The sequence below is a fragment of the Acinetobacter sp. NIPH 817 genome, assembly GCF_000368405.1.
GTDB lineage: Bacteria > Pseudomonadota > Gammaproteobacteria > Pseudomonadales > Moraxellaceae > Acinetobacter.
The window spans coordinates 1,881,690-1,899,054 of record NZ_KB849420.1 but is presented as its reverse complement, the minus strand read 5'-3'; the positions used below and the strand labels follow the sequence as shown (position 1 = coordinate 1,899,054).

14 protein-coding genes are annotated in these 17,365 nt (G+C 38.8%); 6 read left to right on the top strand and 8 right to left on the bottom strand.

Features of this window, described 5'->3' with window-relative positions; genetic code table 11:
* Window positions 1-182: 182 nt before the first annotated feature.
* Window positions 183-794, top strand: coding sequence for a glutathione binding-like protein (locus F968_RS12640; RefSeq protein WP_004793637.1), 612 nt, complete (start codon window positions 183-185; stop codon window positions 792-794).
* 59 nt (window positions 795-853) lie between these two features.
* Here F968_RS12640 and F968_RS12635 read toward each other — a convergent pair whose 3' ends face one another.
* Window positions 854-1,198 carry a hypothetical protein gene (locus F968_RS12635; protein ID WP_004793635.1) on the bottom strand — a complete coding sequence of 115 codons (345 nt, stop codon included), beginning with the start codon at window positions 1,196-1,198 and terminating at the stop codon, window positions 854-856.
* 171 nt (window positions 1,199-1,369) lie between these two features.
* Window positions 1,370-2,935: an alkyl hydroperoxide reductase subunit F gene (gene ahpF, locus F968_RS12630; RefSeq protein WP_004793633.1), complete on the bottom strand. Its 1,566-nt coding sequence runs from the start codon at window positions 2,933-2,935 to the stop codon at window positions 1,370-1,372.
* Window positions 2,936-3,191: 256 nt separating this feature from the next.
* Between ahpF and F968_RS12625 the strand changes: the two genes are divergently transcribed.
* Window positions 3,192-3,410 (top strand): DUF1653 domain-containing protein, encoded by a 219-nt coding sequence (locus F968_RS12625; protein ID WP_004793632.1) that lies wholly within the window; start codon window positions 3,192-3,194, stop codon window positions 3,408-3,410.
* A 45-nt stretch (window positions 3,411-3,455) separates the two neighbouring features.
* Window positions 3,456-4,043, top strand: coding sequence for an O-methyltransferase (locus tag F968_RS12620; RefSeq protein WP_004793630.1), 588 nt, complete (start codon window positions 3,456-3,458; stop codon window positions 4,041-4,043).
* Here the strand turns inward: F968_RS12620 and F968_RS12615 are convergent.
* Window positions 4,020-5,069, bottom strand: coding sequence for a helix-turn-helix domain-containing protein (locus F968_RS12615; protein ID WP_004793628.1), 1,050 nt, complete (start codon window positions 5,067-5,069; stop codon window positions 4,020-4,022). The two genes, F968_RS12620 and F968_RS12615, sit on opposite strands and share 24 nt — an antisense overlap.
* A gap of 120 nt (window positions 5,070-5,189) precedes the next feature.
* Here F968_RS12615 and F968_RS12610 point away from each other — a divergent pair, with 120 nt between their 5' ends.
* A complete protein-coding gene (locus F968_RS12610; RefSeq protein ID WP_004793627.1) occupies window positions 5,190-6,383 on the top strand; it encodes an alkane 1-monooxygenase in 1,194 nt (397 codons plus the stop codon).
* A 49-nt stretch (window positions 6,384-6,432) separates the two neighbouring features.
* Here the strand turns inward: F968_RS12610 and F968_RS12605 are convergent, their stop codons facing one another.
* Window positions 6,433-6,642 (bottom strand): KTSC domain-containing protein, encoded by a 210-nt coding sequence (locus F968_RS12605; RefSeq protein ID WP_004793625.1) that lies wholly within the window; start codon window positions 6,640-6,642, stop codon window positions 6,433-6,435.
* A gap of 253 nt (window positions 6,643-6,895) precedes the next feature.
* Window positions 6,896-7,459: an alkyl hydroperoxide reductase subunit C gene (gene ahpC / locus F968_RS12600; RefSeq protein WP_003652649.1), complete on the bottom strand. Its 564-nt coding sequence runs from the start codon at window positions 7,457-7,459 to the stop codon at window positions 6,896-6,898.
* A 352-nt stretch (window positions 7,460-7,811) separates the two neighbouring features.
* On the opposite strand from ahpC, the gene hrpA reads away from it, so the two are divergent.
* Window positions 7,812-11,669, top strand: coding sequence for an ATP-dependent RNA helicase HrpA (hrpA, locus tag F968_RS12595; RefSeq protein WP_004793624.1), 3,858 nt, complete (start codon window positions 7,812-7,814; stop codon window positions 11,667-11,669).
* A gap of 95 nt (window positions 11,670-11,764) precedes the next feature.
* Window positions 11,765-12,871, top strand: coding sequence for a beta-ketoacyl-ACP synthase III (locus F968_RS12590; RefSeq protein ID WP_004793623.1), 1,107 nt, complete (start codon window positions 11,765-11,767; stop codon window positions 12,869-12,871).
* A gap of 100 nt (window positions 12,872-12,971) precedes the next feature.
* Here the strand turns inward: F968_RS12590 and F968_RS12585 are convergent, their stop codons facing one another.
* The 3 genes from F968_RS12585 to benE all read right to left on the bottom strand — a co-directional run bounded on the left by F968_RS12585 (window position 12,972) and on the right by benE (window position 17,307).
* Window positions 12,972-14,234, bottom strand: a complete 1,263-nt coding sequence (locus tag F968_RS12585) for an OprD family outer membrane porin (protein WP_004793622.1) — start codon at window positions 14,232-14,234, stop codon at window positions 12,972-12,974.
* A gap of 44 nt (window positions 14,235-14,278) precedes the next feature.
* A complete protein-coding gene (locus F968_RS12580) occupies window positions 14,279-15,637 on the bottom strand; it encodes an aromatic acid/H+ symport family MFS transporter (RefSeq protein WP_004793620.1) in 1,359 nt (452 codons plus the stop codon).
* Window positions 15,638-16,113: 476 nt separating this feature from the next.
* Window positions 16,114-17,307, bottom strand: a complete 1,194-nt coding sequence (gene benE / locus F968_RS12575) for a benzoate/H(+) symporter BenE (protein WP_004793619.1) — start codon at window positions 17,305-17,307, stop codon at window positions 16,114-16,116.
* Between the last annotated feature and the right edge of the window lie 58 nt (window positions 17,308-17,365).

Genomic DNA, 17,365 nt, shown 5'->3' with positions numbered 1-17,365 from the left:
GTTTTATCATATTTTAAACAATCGTCACGCAAGACAACTTGCAAGGAATAACTTTTTCAAGAATATTAGATGGTGTAAGTATTTTATAAGTTTACGCTTTTTTACAATTAAAGAATTGTGCAAACCTTGCAGGTTTTCTAGAAGCAATTTAAAACGTTAATATGAGATAACAAGGATCAGATATGAAATTATATTATTCGCCAGGCGCATGTTCTTTAGCTGCACATATTATTTTAAATGAAATTAATGTTGATTTTGACTTAGAACGGGTAAATTTAAAAACTCATAAAACAGAAAAAGGCGCAGATTATTACGAGATTAATCCAAAAGGATATGTACCAGCTTTAGAAATTAATCCGGGTTTAATGTTAACTGAAAATGTGGCGATTTTACCGTTCCTTGCTCAGCATGACCCTAAACAAGATTTGATTCCTCCATCAGGGATGGGCCGTGCGAAAGTATTGGAATGGTTGGGATATTTGAACTCTGAATTACATGATGCTTATGCTGTATTCTTCGGGGCGCCGTTAACAGCTGATGAAAAAACCAAAGCTTATGCAGAAATTGATCGTCTTTTAAAATATATCGATAACTATTTGGCTGAGTCTGATTATGATTATCTCGTAAATGATAATTTTGGCCCAGCAGATGCTTATCTATTTGTTTTAACAAATTGGTCAAACTCAATTGAGCATGACTTAACACCATATAAACATATTATTGCGCTACGTAATAAAGTTGCAGAACGTCAATCTGTACAAATTGCGATGCGTGATGAAGGTCTAATTTCATAAGTAGTTTTTAGGTTTAAAAAAAGCCCCTGTTTAAACAGGGGCTTTTTTATTTTTAGAGATTAGTGTTGAGCATCTTTTTTCACTTCAGCAGCGGTATTTTCAACAGCTTGAGCTGTATCAGCAGTTGCCTTACGGGCAGTTGCTTCAGTTTTTGCAGCAGCTTCAGCGGTTGCATCAGCAGCGTGGTCAGCAGCAGCATCAATTTTGTTTGAAGCGTTGTCTGTTGCAGTTGCAATATCATTAGCAGCTTTATCACCAGCAGACTTAATATCAGCACTTGCTTGTTGAGCGGCATTTTCTAAGTGTTCACCCGTTGTCGCACCTGTTTCTGGAGCTTTATCTTTATTACATCCAACAAGGGCAACGGTCGCAGCAAGACCTAAAGCAACAAGTAATTTATTCATTGTGTTTTTCCTTCTAATTCATGGCATCCAAATATGGATGTCTAAAATATAAACATAAACTAACTGATTAATAAAGATCGAAAATTGTTAAAGAGTTGTAACTCCAATATTAAAAAAGCCTAGCATTTTGTAATGCTAGGCTTGAACTAAACAATAATAATTTGACTGATTTTATTGCCCAGAACGGATGATGTAATCAAACGCAGAGAGTGATGCTTTAGCACCTTCACCTGTAGCAATAATGATTTGCTTGTAAGGTACAGTCGTACAGTCACCTGCAGCAAATACACCTTTGACATTGGTTTCGTTGCGATCATTGACAATGATCTCACCACGGTTGGTTAACTCAACTTCACTGTCTTTTAAGAAGTCAGTATTTGGCAATAAACCAATCTGTACAAAGATCCCTGCTAGCTCGACTACATGCTCTTCATCAGTCGCACGGTCTTTATATTTAAGACCAGTCACTTGTGAGCCATCACCCAACACTTCTGTACTTAAGGCATTCATAATCACTGTTGTGTTTGGCAAGCTATGCAGTTTGTTTTGCAACACTTGGTCTGCACGAAGTTTGGTATCGAACTCAACCAAAGTCACATGCTCAACAATTCCTGCAAGGTCAATCGCAGCTTCAACGCCTGAGTTACCGCCACCAATTACCGCAACACGTTTGCCTTTGAACAATGGACCATCACAGTGTGGGCAGTACGCGACACCACGGGTACGGTATTCTTGCTCACCCGGTACATTCATTTCTCTCCAACGTGCACCTGTTGAAAGGATCACAGTTTTTGATTCAAGTTTTGCACCGTTTTCAAGTTCAACTTCAACCAGACCATTTGCAGTTTGGTTGGCACCTGTGATTTTGCTAACACGTTGCAGGTTCATGATATCGACATCGTATTCACGAACGTGTGCTTCCATTTCAGCAGCAAACTTAGGACCTTGAGTCTTTTGTACAGACGTGAAGTTTTCAATGTCCATGGTATCCATCACCTGACCACCGAAGCGTTCAGCCACGATACCTGTGTTAATGCCCTTACGTGCTGCATAGATTGCTGCTGTTGCACCCGCAGGACCACCACCAATCACTAATACATCAAAAGCATCTTTGGCATTGAGTGCTGCTGCATCTTTTTCAGCTGAGTTGGTGTCAAGTTTTGCCACAATTTCTTCAAGGGTCATACGACCTTGACCAATGTGTTCATTGTCTTGGAATACCATTGGTACAGCCATGATTTTGCGTTGTTCAACTTCGTCTTGGAAGAATGAACCATCAATCATGGTAGCTGTGGTGTTCGGATTATAAATTGCGATCAGGTTAAGCGCCTGTACCACATCCGGACAGTTATGACAGCTTAGCGATACAAACACATCAAAGTTGGCTTTGAGGTTTAAGCCTTTAATCTGGTTGAGCACTTCATTTGACACTTTAGGTGCATAGCCAGACACTTGTAACAGAGCCAAGATCAAAGATGTAAACTCATGGCCCATTGGTAAGCCTGCAAAGAACACACGAGGTTGTTCACCTACTTTAGCCACACCAAAGCTTGGACGACGTGTATTGTTGCCATCAAAACGGGCAGTGACTTGGTCAGAAAGCTCGGCGATTTCACTCACCAGCTCTTTAATTTGAGCAGCTTTATCTGATTCATCTAAAGCAGCCACTAATTCGATTGGACTTTCTAAACGTTCTAAGTAAGCTTTTAATTGAGTTTTAATGTTTTGATCTAACATCTGTTTTTACTCCAATGCATCCAAATTCTTTCAATAGATGCATAGTACGTTAAAACACAAAATAGGTGAAACAGTATGTTTTTATATATTTGATCGGTTTTTTGAATTATTAAAAACATTCATAAATAAGATCAAGAATTTATCTTTAAAATCCACTTTTTTAGCTTTTGTAGCGTTTTAAAGTGAAAGTATTTAAAAATTTATATATGTTATATGGCTGTAAAGATTTTATGTCATAACATTAAAAGGTACTTTCATGTCATTGCAACGCGGCATTTATCAGCATTATAAAGGTAATCTCTATCAAGTTTTTTCTGTGGCAAAACACAGCGAGACTGAAGAAGAATTAGTCGTTTATCAGTGTCTTTATGGTGACTATTCAACTTGGGTACGTCCGCTAGATATGTTTACTGAAACGGTTCAAATAGCTGATGGAAGTATCGTGCCGCGCTTTAAGTTAATTCAAAGCACTTAACTCAAACGGCTTTCATATAAAATAACGATTTTAAAGGGTGAATATATGCCAAATACTTTTTTCTTACAAAGAGTTGCCGATTTATATGACACCTTTAAACGACATGATGCCCAGCAGGCAGATCGTTTGCTGAGGTATCGCAATATTGAGGCGGAGTCTGCAAAACTACTTTCGCAATTTATTCGAATGCAGCAAGCCAAATCAATTTTAGAAATCGGGACTTCAACAGGTTATTCTACTTTATGGCTTGCTGAGGCGGCACAAGCCACTCACGGAAAAGTAACCACGCTTGAAATTGATGCCAATCGTAGTACCGAGGCGAAGCGCCATGTTACAGAATTGGCATTAAAGGAAGTCGTTGATTTTTGGGTAGGAGATGCCGCCGACTATTTAAAAGAAGCTCAGGAAACTTTCGATTTTATTTTGTTAGATGCTGAGCGTCCTGCTTATGAAAATTATTGGCCAGATTTAAAACGTTTAATGAAGCCAAAAGGTGGCGTGCTGATTATTGATAATGTTATTTCACATGCAGCTGAGGTCAGTTCATTCTTAGCTTTAATTAAAAAAGATGAAAATTTTATGAGCAGTATTTTACCCGTAGGTGCTGGTTTATGTATGGTGGTTCTGAAGTAGGTTCGCTTTTTTGAGATATTCTTGCCGATAAGCTTGTGGACTACAGCCCTCTACTTTATTAAATGCACGAGTGAAATTGGCAGGATTGGAGTAGCCCAGTTCATAGGCAATATGGGTAATGGTAAAAGTAGAATTCTCTAATAAATCAATGGCGCGCTCAGTGCTGATTTGTTGCTTTAAATTTTGAAATTCGACGCCTTGCTGTTGTAAATAGCGTTGCAAAGTTTTAGTCGAAATATTTAATACTCTGGCACATTCCATTAGGGTTGGGACTTGATTAGCTTGCCGCAACATCATGCTAACCCATTCAACAATTTCACCTTGATGATAGATCTTCTGGATTTGTTCCTGACAGCGTTGTTCAACTATTTTTAAACTATGTGCGTCAGCTAAAGGCAAGGGCAGTGCTAATTGTTGCTGATCAATCACCACGCGTATACCTAAAAGCCACGTATAGTTAAAGTGGAAATTGGCTTTTACTAGGGATATGTAACGTTCTTGATAGCTAGGCTCTGGAACACTCAAATACACTTGGTAGCGTTGTAATTGCTGACCTGCTAATTCTAACAGGCTGTAGTAAAAGGCCACGGCAATCGCTTCAATATGAAAGGCCAAACATTGCTTATTCATCTGCAAAATCGGTTCAAATAATAGTTCAACCTTTTGCTGGTTGGTCAGAAACCCAATGCTGAGCTTAAAACTCGGCATAATCAGTCTAAAATATTGTGCAATAAGCCTAAGTGCATGTTCCAAATTAGGACTGGTCATTAGCGCATAACCCACCAGACTATGTGAACTGAGTTTTATATTTTTACCCAGTTCAAATGCAAGGTCTTGCGTATTGGGCAGACTTAAACCCATCTCAATGAATCGTTCAATTTGTTGAATCGATAGCAATTCTGTCTTTGCCAGTTCTTTTTGGAATGCTCTCAATAAATCATTATCGTATTGATGTGTACCGATTAAAATTTCAATCAGTCGTAAATAATAACGTGATGGAATAACAGGAATCTGTTGCTTCTGCATAAGAAAAACTCAGCAAAGTCTTAAAATGATAATAGCAAGTCTTAAAATGATAATATAGAGGGGCTATGAACGAGCACAATCAATTCAAGCAAAACATTTTGTGTTTGATTGGAGTCTCTAATGAATATGCATACTCAACTGGATGTCGAGCAAGCGACAACAACATTTAAGGATAAGAAACGTCATTTATGGCTACTGGGTTTGGCTGTACCGACCATTGCAATGGGTGGGCTAGCAGGCTATCAATTTGGTCCTAAAAAAACTAAAAAATTCTTCGCTTCATTTGGGCCATTATTTATTCATGGTGTTATTCCTGCATTAGATAAACTGATTGGGGAAGACAAGGAAAATCCGCCATTAGATGCAATCGCGGATTTAGAAGCGGATCCGTATTACGCTCGCATTGTTAAACTTTTTATTCCTTTGCAATACGCGACCAATATCTATGGAGCATATTTAGCCAGTCGTAAAAATACATCTCTTGCTGATCAGGTTTTACTTGGAACTTTGGTGGGAATGGTTAATGGGATTGCCATTAATACGGCACATGAACTTAGCCACAAGAATGGGAAGCTTGAACATTATTTATCGCATTTAGCGTTAGCACCATCGGGTTATAACCATTTTCGAATTGAACACCCTTATGGACACCACCGCCGCGTTGCGACACCTGAAGACCCAGCATCTTCACAATTTGGTGAAACCTTTTGGAAGTTTTTACCGCGTACAGTAATTGGCAGCTTTAAATCAGCGATTGAAATTGAAAAAAATCGTTTAGAACGTAAGAAATTGCCTTTCTTCTGTAAGGAAAATGAGCTGATTCATGGCTGGGCAATGTCGGCTATGTACCATGCAGCCATGTTTGCGAAATTTGGTACGCCTTCGATCCCGTTTCAAGTTACTCAAGCTGCGTATGCAATAACTTTGTTTGAATCGGTGAATTACATTGAACATTATGGTTTAAAGCGTGCAAAGAAAGAAAATGGCCAATATGAACGTACTTTGCCAGAGCACAGCTGGAACAATAATAATGTGGTGACTAATTTGTTCTTGTATCAATTACAACGCCATTCAGATCATCATGCCAATCCAACTCGCAGCTTTCAGACTTTACGTCACTTTGAAGATGCGCCGCAATTACCAGCAGGTTATGGTGCAATGATTTTGCCTGCATTTATTCCATCTTGGTGGTCAAAAATTATGGATGATCGCGTTGTCGAGCACTATAAGGGTGACCTCAGTAAAATCAATATGCATGTTGATGTGAAGGAAAAAATGCTAGAGAAATATATTGAGCAAAATGACGCGGCTTAATAGCCAAAATATATAAAACAGATCAGCCCCAGCGGGCTGATTTTTATGATTAAGCAGAAATACGGAGTCTGTTAAAATGCAGATCAAACTCAAGATATTTGTGAACAAATGCAGTTTTATCATTGGTACGTAACAAATTATTGTAGATAAACTCTGGAACTGGATGGTAGAGCTCACCTGAGCCATTGCTATAGAAAATTTTTAAATAGCGTGAAGAAACATCGTATTTCCAAGAGGTTACAACAACAGATTTTTCCATATAACTACTCCTACTTTTGTTTGATCTTTTAATACATATATAAAGCTCTTTTGTTTCATAATTCGACAGTACTCTAAGTTAAGCAGGCTGACAATTCATAAATGAATATTGCTATAAATTTATAAGTATAAGAATTGTAAAAAATTAGCTATATAATTTGAGTAGAGAATAGGGCTTAGATTTATAAAAATAATCAATAAAAAAACCACCCTAAAAAGGGTGGTTTTCAGACATATTGGTCTAATCTAAAAAATTAGATTTTACCAACTAGGTCGATAGATGGAGCAAGAGTAGCTTCGCCTTCTTTCCATTTAGCTGGGCAAACTTCACCTGGGTGAGCGTGTACGTATTGAGCAGCTTTTACTTTACGAAGAAGTTCAGACGCGTCACGGCCGATACCACCAGCGTTAAGTTCAACGATTTGGATTTTACCTTCTGGATCGATAACGAAAGTACCACGGTCAGCTAAACCTTCAGATTCAATAAGAACGTCGAAGTTTTTAGAAAGAGTCCAAGTTGGGTCACCAACTAATGGATATTGGATTTTTTTGATTTCTTCAGAAGTGTCGTGCCAAGCTTTGTGAGTGAAGTGTGTATCAGTAGATACAGCATAAATTTCAACACCAAGTTTTTGGAATTCAGCGTAGTTGTCAGCTAAGTCACCAAGTTCAGTTGGACAAACGAAAGTGAAGTCAGCTGGATAGAAGAATACAACAGACCACTTACCTTTAAGGTTAGTTTCGTTAACTTCAACAAATTGGCCGTTGTGGTAAGCAGTTGCTTGGAATGGTTTAACTTCAGTATTAATCAAGCTCATCATTGTCTCCATGATTGAGGTTTATATTTAAACTTGTTTACGAGATGTAGAATAAATAAAAATTCTTTATTGGGGAAATAGTATTTTTACATGACTAAAATCGGAAAATTGAATAAGTGATAAATTTACGATTTTTAGGTCCCCAAATACTGTATTCGATTTGACTGCAAAAACATGTAAATCAAATGACAGTTATCGTAAAAGAAACTTGCATAACAACATGAAGTCTAGCGAGTCAAAATTCAAGGGTAAAATTTTAAAAAATTAAAAATATATAAAAAACCAACTGTTTTACCTGAAGAGCATTAAAGCGTAAAATAGCGGATTGTTGAATTTTCAGGAAAATTTGTCTGTGCAGAATGATTTAAATATAGATCAATGGGTGATGGCGAGAGATCGTTACCGTTTAAATCGTTTGCGTAAAGATAAAAAAGCCAATACAGCAGAGATTGAAAAATTATTTGAACAATCGAATGCCAAAGTAAGACAGCGATTTGAACGTCTACCTAAAATTAAACTGAATCAGGAACTACCTGTTTCTCAATATGCTGACCGTTTAATTGATGCGATTCAAAAGCATCAGGTCATTATTGTGGCAGGTGAGACGGGTTCAGGTAAAACCACTCAGCTTCCTCAAATTGCAATGCTAGCAGGTCGTGGCTTAACGGGTATGATTGGCCATACACAGCCTCGTCGTTTAGCTGCACGTAGTGTTTCTCAGCGTATTGCAGAAGAAGTCGGCGAAAAGCTTGGCGAATCGATTGGTTTTAAAATCCGTTTTAATGAACAAGGTTCGCAAGATTCCATTGTACGGTTAATGACCGATGGTATTTTGCTTGCCGAGTTAGGCAATGACCGTTTTTTATCTAAATATGACACGATCATTATTGATGAGGCACATGAACGCTCACTCAATATTGATTTTATTATGGGTTATTTAAAGCAATTACTGCCAAAACGGCCAGACTTAAAAGTTATCGTGACTTCGGCAACTTTAGATGTAAATCGTTTTAGTAGTTACTTTAATGATGCACCAGTTTTTGAAGTAGAAGGGCGTAGTTATCCTGTCGAAGTGCTTTATCGTCCAATTTCAGAGATGAATATTGTCGGCAGTGATGACGATGAGTTTGATGATTTCGAAGAAAACTTACCTCGAGCAGTCGTACAGGCAGTAGAAGAATGCTTTGCTGACGCAGAAGCAAAAGGTCACCCAGAACATGCTGATATTCTGATTTTCTCAAGCACAGAGCAAGAAATTCGCGAGTTGCAGGAAACGTTGCAAAAGTACGGACCAAGACATACTGAAATTTTACCGTTGTATGCACGCTTAGCTGTTTCTGAACAACAAAAGATTTTTAGTCCGGGTGGAAAAGGTCGTCGTATTATTATTGCGACGAACGTAGCCGAAACTGCACTTACGGTTCCAAATATTCGTTATGTGATCGATAGTGGTTTTGCTCGTATATCGCGTTATAACTACCGCTCACGTGTACAACGCTTACCAATTGAAGCCATTTCTCAAGCCGCAGCCAATCAGCGTAAAGGGCGTTGTGGTCGTATTGCGGCGGGTGTGTGTATTCGTTTATATAGCGAAGAAGACTTTTTAAGCCGTCCTGAGTTTACCGAACCTGAAATTAAACGGACTAACTTAGCGTCTGTTATTTTACAAATGCACAGTTTAGGTTTAGGTGAGCTAGAAAACTTCGACTTCATTGAGCCACCAGATTTCCGACTTGTAAATGATGGTCGTAAGTTACTCATTGAGTTAGGGGCACTTAATGAGAAGAAAAATGAGCTGACTAAAGTCGGGCAAATGATGGCACGTATGCCAATTGACCCACGACTCGCTCGTATGATTGTTGGCGGTGCTCACTTTGGTGTACTCAAAGAAATTTTAGTGGTTGTCAGTGCGCTTGCAGTGCAAGATCCGCGTGAGCGTCCGGCAGACAAACAAATGCAGGCTGACCAAAAGCATGCTTTGTTCAAAGAAGCCGATTCGGATTTTCTGTTTTATTTGAAGCTTTGGGATACTTTAAATCCTAAAGGTGAAGCTGGCATGTCTGAAAATAAACGACGTCAGTTTGCTAAGCAGAATTTCTTAAGTTGGTTACGTTTACGTGAGTGGAAGCAGACACACCAGCAATTAGTTGAGTTAGCAGAAGGTTTAAAACTCAGCTTTAATGAAAAACCTGCAAACTACGAAAACTTGCACCGTGCATTACTGACAGGTTTATTATCTTTTATTGCTAATAAAACTGATGAACGCAACACCTTTATGGCAGTGCGTCAGCAAAAGGCTAAAGTTTTTCCAGCAAGTACGTTGCACAAAACCAATACCTCTTGGGTGATGGCTTTTGAGATGGTCGAAACCTCTCAAGTGTACTTACGTACTTTAGCCAAAATTGACCCTGAATGGATTTTGCTTGCTGCACGTGACTTATTAAAATATCACTATTTTGAGCCGCATTGGTCTAAGAAAGCTGGGATCGTAAATGCATATGCGCAAATTTCGCTGTTTGGTTTAATTATTGAACCAAAACGTTTAATTAATTTTGAAAAAGTTGACCAGCCTGCTGCTCATGAGATTTTCTTACGTGATGCATTAACCACTGGTAATTTGGGTACGATCCCACCATTTTTAAAACACAACTTGCTTAAACTTGAAGAAGTGGAGCGAGTTGAAGATAAATTGCGTCGCCGTGATTTAGTGGTCGATGAAGAAACGATTTATCAGTTTTATGCCTCTAAGATTCCCGAAGAAATCGCAAGCCGTCGTAGTTTTGAAGACTGGCGCGCGACGGTAGAAGCAAATAACCCACGCTATTTATTTATTGAAGATGATTCACTCTGGCTCAATGACCGACCAACAACGCAGCAATTCCCAGATCATCTACACAATGGGCAGCTACGTTTAGCAACGACATATCATTTTGACCCGAGCCATGATGAAGATGGTGCGACTGTTCAAATTCCTGTACAGGCATTGCCTCAGGTTGATGAAAATATCTGGTCATGGGGAATTCCGGGGTGGCGACAAGATTTAATTGAGGCTTTACTTAAAGCTTTACCTAAAGACAAGCGTCGTAATGTAGTGCCTATTCCTGATACGGCTCGTAAGCTCATGCAAGGCATTGATGCTGTACATTTACGTGAACATATCTTTAGTTATTTAGCTTTTGCCTTACGTGGTGAGCAAATTACTGACAAAGATTTCTCGTTTGAACGCATTGATCCATATTTGGTGCCTTTCATTAAGGTTATTGATGAAAAAGGTAAGTTGATTGCAAAAGGCCGTGATTTACCTGAATTAAAAGCGCGTTGCCGTGTAGAAACACATCGTCCAGTGAAACAGCAAAAAGGTGAGTTTAAAAACTTCCCTGAGAATTTTACTTTTGAGGCTTCACATAAAGTGACGGGTGTTGTTGTGAAACAATATCAGGCTTTGGTCCCGACAAAAGCTTTTGCTGAAATTGAAGCTAAAGATGACTCAGGCGTTGTTATTCAAACCTTTAATGATCAGGCCGAAGCCATTAAACAGCATCGTGAAGGGATTATTCGTCTGGTCCATATGCAGCTTGGCGACTTGGTTCGTCAGTTGAAAAAGCAGATTTCAAAACCGCTTGCGTTGGCTTATTCACCTTTGGGTGATAAAGCTAAGCTTGAGCAGATGTTGGTCTATGCAACGTTGCAGATGACAATTACAACTTTGCCAATTAATGCAGATGAATTTAACAAACTGCTCGAGCAGGTCAAAAAGCAATTTTTGAGTCATGGTCAGCAAGCACTTGAGCAATTAAGTGATATTTATATTCAATGGCAGCAAATTCGCCGTCAGCTTTTAGTGCTTGACCGAGACATATTTGGCCGTAGTGTTGATGATATTGAAGATCAACTCGATTTAATGTCACTTAGCAATTTTGTTTACTGCCAACCCGTCGATCTTTGGCAGGAATATCCACGATATTTAAAAGCACTGCTATTGCGTTTAGATCGATTGCCAAATAATCTACAGCGAGATCATGCCGCTATTGATGATGTCGATCCATGGATGGACAAGGTATTTAAATTCAAAAACAATCCCAAAATCAAAGAATTGTATTTGATGTTGGAAGAATTCCGCATTTCTTTATTTTCTCAGCCGATGAAAACCAAGATGCCTATTTCGCCAACTCGACTGCAAAAGTTATGGGATCGTTTGGGAATCAGTTAAGATAGATCGGGGTCTGTTTATGTTGTTGTTTAGCCTACAACGCAATTTATAAATGAAAGATTAACAGACCCTATTCATTTTTTTAGGAGTTTTACATGGGCATTCGTATCACAGGTACTGGGTTATTTCACCCAATAGAAATCATTTCTAATGAAGAACTGGCCGACAGTTTAAATGCTTATGTGGAACAATATAACCAAGAGAATGCAGAGAAAATTGCAGCAGGTGAGCTAGAAGAGTTACGTGGTTCTAGTGCTGAATTTATTGAAAAAGCGTCTGGTATTAAGCGCCGTTACGTGATTGAGAAATCAGGTATTCTCGATCCAACACGTTTACGTCCTCGTTTGTCTGAACGTTCAAATGATGAACTTTCACTTCAAGCAGAGTGGGGCGTGATTGCTGCGAAGCAGGCAATGGAAAATGCAGGCGTAACTGCTGAAGATATCGATGTTGTAATTTTGGCATGCTCAAACATGCAGCGTGCTTATCCAGCAGTTGCAATTGAAATTCAGTCAGCACTTGGTATTCAAGGTTATGCATATGACATGAACGTTGCATGTTCAGCTGCCACTTTTGGTTTGAAACAAGCGGCAGATGCAATTCGTTCAGGCGCTCGTCGTGTTTTATTGGTGAATGTCGAGATTACATCTGGTCACCTAGACTACCGTAACCGTGATTGTCACTTCATTTTTGGTGATGTTGCAACGGCTTCTATTATTGAAGAAACCACGACTAAAACTGGTTTTGAAATCTTAGATATTCATTTATTTACTCAATTTTCAAACAATATTCGCAATAACTTTGGTTTCTTAAACCGTAGTGAAGATGCAGTAGTTGATGACAAGTTATTCCGTCAAGATGGCCGCAAAGTCTTTAAAGATGTTTGTCCGCTCGTAGCAAAAATCATTAATGCACAGTTGGAAAAAATGCAGTTAACTGCAAACGATATTAAGCGCTTCTGGTTACATCAAGCCAATGCCAACATGAATGAACTAATCTTGAAATATGTGGCTGGTAAAGAGGCAGATCTAAGCCGTGCCCCAATTATTCTGGATGAGTTTGCCAATACCTCTTCAGCAGGCGTTATTATTGCTTTACATCGTACAGGCCATGAAGTAGATAATGGCGAGTATGGCGTGATTTCATCTTTCGGTGCCGGTTATTCAGTAGGTTCGATTGTTGTACAAAAGCATGTTGCTTAAGTTGCAAAGTTAATTAAAAACGCTCGTAAGAGCGTTTTTTTATGGGTCGAAAATAATAAAACGGACTAAAATTAGCCCGCTTAGATTGAATCAAAAGTTATTAAAATTTTTTGGTGTAGTTTACAAACAGGCGATCTTCACCAAAGTCATTGCCATGTTTAACGTTGTAATCAATCCGAATATATTGCAGGGCAACGCCTTTTAAGAATGGCTGTTGAAACGCATAGTTTAAAATCACATTCGACTCGGTTTCATGGTTTTTCTCACCATTGGCTGTTTTAAAATCATGGCCGTAAACATATTTCACCATCGCATTTAGGCCCGGTACATAGTCTTTAAAATCGTAGCCATACATCACATGGTAAGACTTCTCGTCTTCTTTAAAGAAACCCGTTGCATTCCAGTTAATGAAGTACGTTTCTGGCAAGAAACCGTCTGGTAATGGATAAGCCGATTCACCCATAATTTGTTGGTAACCTAAACCAAAGGTATGGTTTTTTACTTTAAGAGTCTCTAGCACCCCAATGTTTTGTGCATCAATATCAAAAGTATTGCCATCATCTTTTGCATTAAAGTATTTAAACTTGGAAGTAAGCGCAAAATTAGGTTGTTTCCAATTATGCTCAAGTCCTACATAGTGTTTATTGTAGAGGTCTTCCAAATTACCAAAGTAATATTCGCCCTTTAGCGACGGTGTGAATTGATATCGCAGATCTATGTAATTTAAGCCATCAGATTCTTTAGTAACTCCATTTGCAGTAAATGAAAACTTTTTAAAGTCTTCTTCATTACGTGGAGATACTTTTTCAACCCGGCCAATTTCTGCATAAAGCTGATCTGAAAGTTGCGACTTAAGATTGGTTCCCCAATATGAAGCAAGCAATTGACGACTGGCATCCACAGCCGTTACAGGCAGGTCTAACCAAAGTTCACCGACACTTAAAAGGGTTTTGTCATAGCCCAGCTTTAATGTTGCACCATATTTTAAAAAGTCTGATGCCTGAGATTGTGTTTCCTTATTAAAAGGCAAAACCGTGTCCGCAACATGTTTATCTGAACTCAAGCGCACGGCGTATTGAACAGAAGCATCAGCACCAATGGTAATGGGCTTGTCTGCAATTTGCAGTGGCGTGTCATGCATTTTCGATTTATAAAATAATGATGCGGCTTGAGACCAACTGCCCGTATCTTTGAGCGCATCATTATCAAAATTACGGTTGATATAAGCATTCTTTAGCGTGAACTTCCATTCATCTTCGCTTTGTTGAGCCGTATCTGCTGCCCATAAACTTGAGCTAGTCAAAAAACCTAATAATGTTGCTATTGCTAAATTACATGGTTTAAAGCGGTGTAATAATTCCATAATCCATTTCCAAAAAGATGCGCCAGTCCTCGGCGCATTTATATTTACTGCTGGGTAAGTGTGTTTTGATGGTTAAAAGTTGATGGCGTTTGTGCGGCAACAGAGGCTTTTAGATTGACCATAAATATTGCAAGTGCAGCAATCACACCCGGAATTGCAATCGCTAAGAAATTCATTTGGTGAGGAAGCTCAAGTGTGAGTAGGGCTCCTGTTAAAACTGGTCCAATAATTGCGCCGATACGGCCAATTCCAGATGCCCAGCCCATGCCAGTTGAACGAAGTGCTGTTGGATAGAACTGTGCAACAAAAGTGTAGAGTAAGATTTGTGAGCCAATTGTGGCAGCACTAGCAATCGCAATCAGGCTATATAAAATAAATTGTGGACTATTAATGCCAAGTAGAATTAAAGCTGCTGAACCCACAATAAACATGATTGTAATAACAGGTTTTAAATGGAATCTGTCCGCTAAAGCACCGCCACCAATTGCTCCGACCATGCCGCCAATATTGAGCGAAAACAGAAACAACATGCTCGCACCTAACGAATAACCTGCTTGCAGCATGAGTTTAGGTAACCAGCTTCCTAATGCATACACCATGAGTAGACACATAAAGAAAGCAATCCAGAACATAAATGTGCTGAAGGTACGACCTTGCTGGAAAAGTGCACGGACAGGAGCATCTGTTGTTGTGCTTTCGTTTAACACCAGTTGTGTATTGGCGTTTACCTGAGTTTGAGGCGCAATTTTACAAACAATACTTTTTGCCTGCTCGCTATGGTTAGATTTCACTAAAAAGGTGAGAGACTCTGGCAAAAATTTCCAAATAAGTGGGAGCAATAACAGGGGAATACCCGCAATTAAAAACATGATTTGCCAGCCCATATCTTTAACGAGCCATGCGCCGAGTAGAGCAGATGTCATGCCACCAATTGCGTAGCCACTAAACATAATTGCAACTAATGTACTGCGGATTTTTTTAGGTGCGTATTCGGTCATAAGCGCAACGACGTTTGGCATAACGCCACCAATCCCAAGACCTGCAATAAAGCGTAAAATAGCGAACTCAGTTGGTCCTTTGGCAAAGGCACCAATAAAGGTAAATCCACTAAATAAGGTGACACAAATCAGGATGGTTTTTTTACGCCCTAATTTGTCTGAAAGCGTGCCGAAAATCATGGCACCAAACATCATGCCGAATAGAGCAGCACTGGCGAGTAAACCAGCTTCTACCGCAGTTAATGACCATTGTTGCATTAACAGAGGAAGAGCAACCCCGTAAATAACTAAATCATATCCATCAAAAATAATAATAAGTAAGCACCAGATTAAAACTTTCCAATGAAAAGATGTGAAACTGGCTTTATCAATTAACTCATTAATATTAACCTTGCTCGTATCCATTTTCTTCACCTCCAATTTGTGAAGCATCGCGTTATTTTTTAATAAACTATTTTGTTATTGGATTAGAGTCAAAAACCTAATTGATATATCTTTATGTCTTTAAGGTATTGTGTTTTTATTGATTTAATTATTTGAAAAATATGTATTTATTTTTATTGTTTTAGCTTTCTTTATTGTGTCTTTAAAATAGGGTTAAATATTGTATTATGAGAATTTTAAGGATTTTCGAGATGTTTTTTAATAGATTTTATTGATGAAAATCACTCTTAAAAATATCGTTAAATTTATATTATGAGTTGAAGTGAAAATATAAAAACAAAATACTAAAGTCTATTATTTAATTATTTTTGAACTTGATCTAAAAAATGAAATTTAATCTATATTAAATAAAAAACGCCAAATCAGAATTAGCAAATTATTTGCATTTTGATTTGGCGATTGAGGTTTTATTTTAGTGAGGGCGCTTAGATAAAAAATTAGTTTGTAGTGGGTGTTGAGCGTGGTGTGAGAATGAAATGGGCGATTACACCAATACAAATACCCCAAAAGACTGAGCTTAATCCAAGAAAGTGCATGCCTGATGCTGTCGCTAAAAAGGTAATAAGTGCGGCATCACGTTGATTATCATTTTTCATGGCAACAGAAATATTGGTGGCAATCGCTCCAAGCAAGGCTAAACCTGCTAGTGCTGCAACCAACTCTTTAGGAAGTAAGCTAAATAGCATGACAATACTGCCAGCAAATAAGCCTCCTAAAATATAAAAAATTCCGTTGGCAATTCCTGCGATATATCGTTTTTCTTTCAGTTCATGTGCATCTTTGCCCATACATAAAGCAGCGGTAATTGAGGCAAGCACAATCGTAATACCACCGACGCAAGCAACAGCTAAAGAGGCAATACTGGTGACAGTAATAATGGGTTTGGCTGGAGTGTCGTAACCGCTGAGTTTCATAATTGCCATACCCGGTAAAAATTGGCCGGTTAGGCTGACTAAAATGAGAGGAACAGCGAGGTTGAGCGTTGAGTTCCATGTCCATTCTGGGCTAATCCATTGCGGGATCGCTAAACTAAAACTCACATCCACTGGATTCATTTTGCCTAAAATAAGGCTTAATAAAACTCCGGCAGCTAACACCCAAATCATGGTATAGCGTGGCATTAAACGTTTGGCAATTAAAAAGACAATAAGCATGCTAAAGACAATAAAAGGCATGCTATCAGACGCAGTAAATAGACCAATACCAAATTGAAAAAGAATACCAGCCATCATGCCTGCAGCGACATCTTGCGGAATCCACTTCAGTAACTTGTCGAAGTAACCTGTAACGCCAATTAAAAAAATAACGATGGCAGAAGTAATATAGGCGGCTACCGCTTCATTCAACGAGACATTGGGAAATAGGGTAACTAATAGGGCAGTGCCTGGTGCAGACCATGCGGTTATGACAGGCGTTTTATATTTAATTGAAAGATAAATACCTGAAACGGCGGCACCAATTGAAATTCCCCAAATCCATGACACCATCATATCGGTTGAGACATGGGCACGCTGAGCAGCTTGGAAAAAAATAATCAGTGGGCCTGAGTAAGAAATTAAAACTGCAAGAAAGCCAGCAACTGTTGCTGATATAGACCAGTCATTTTTTAATGTCTTGAACAGGGTTGCCATTGTTTGATTGCCTCCATGCAAATCATATTATTTACCCAATCATGTAAAAAGATCAGGG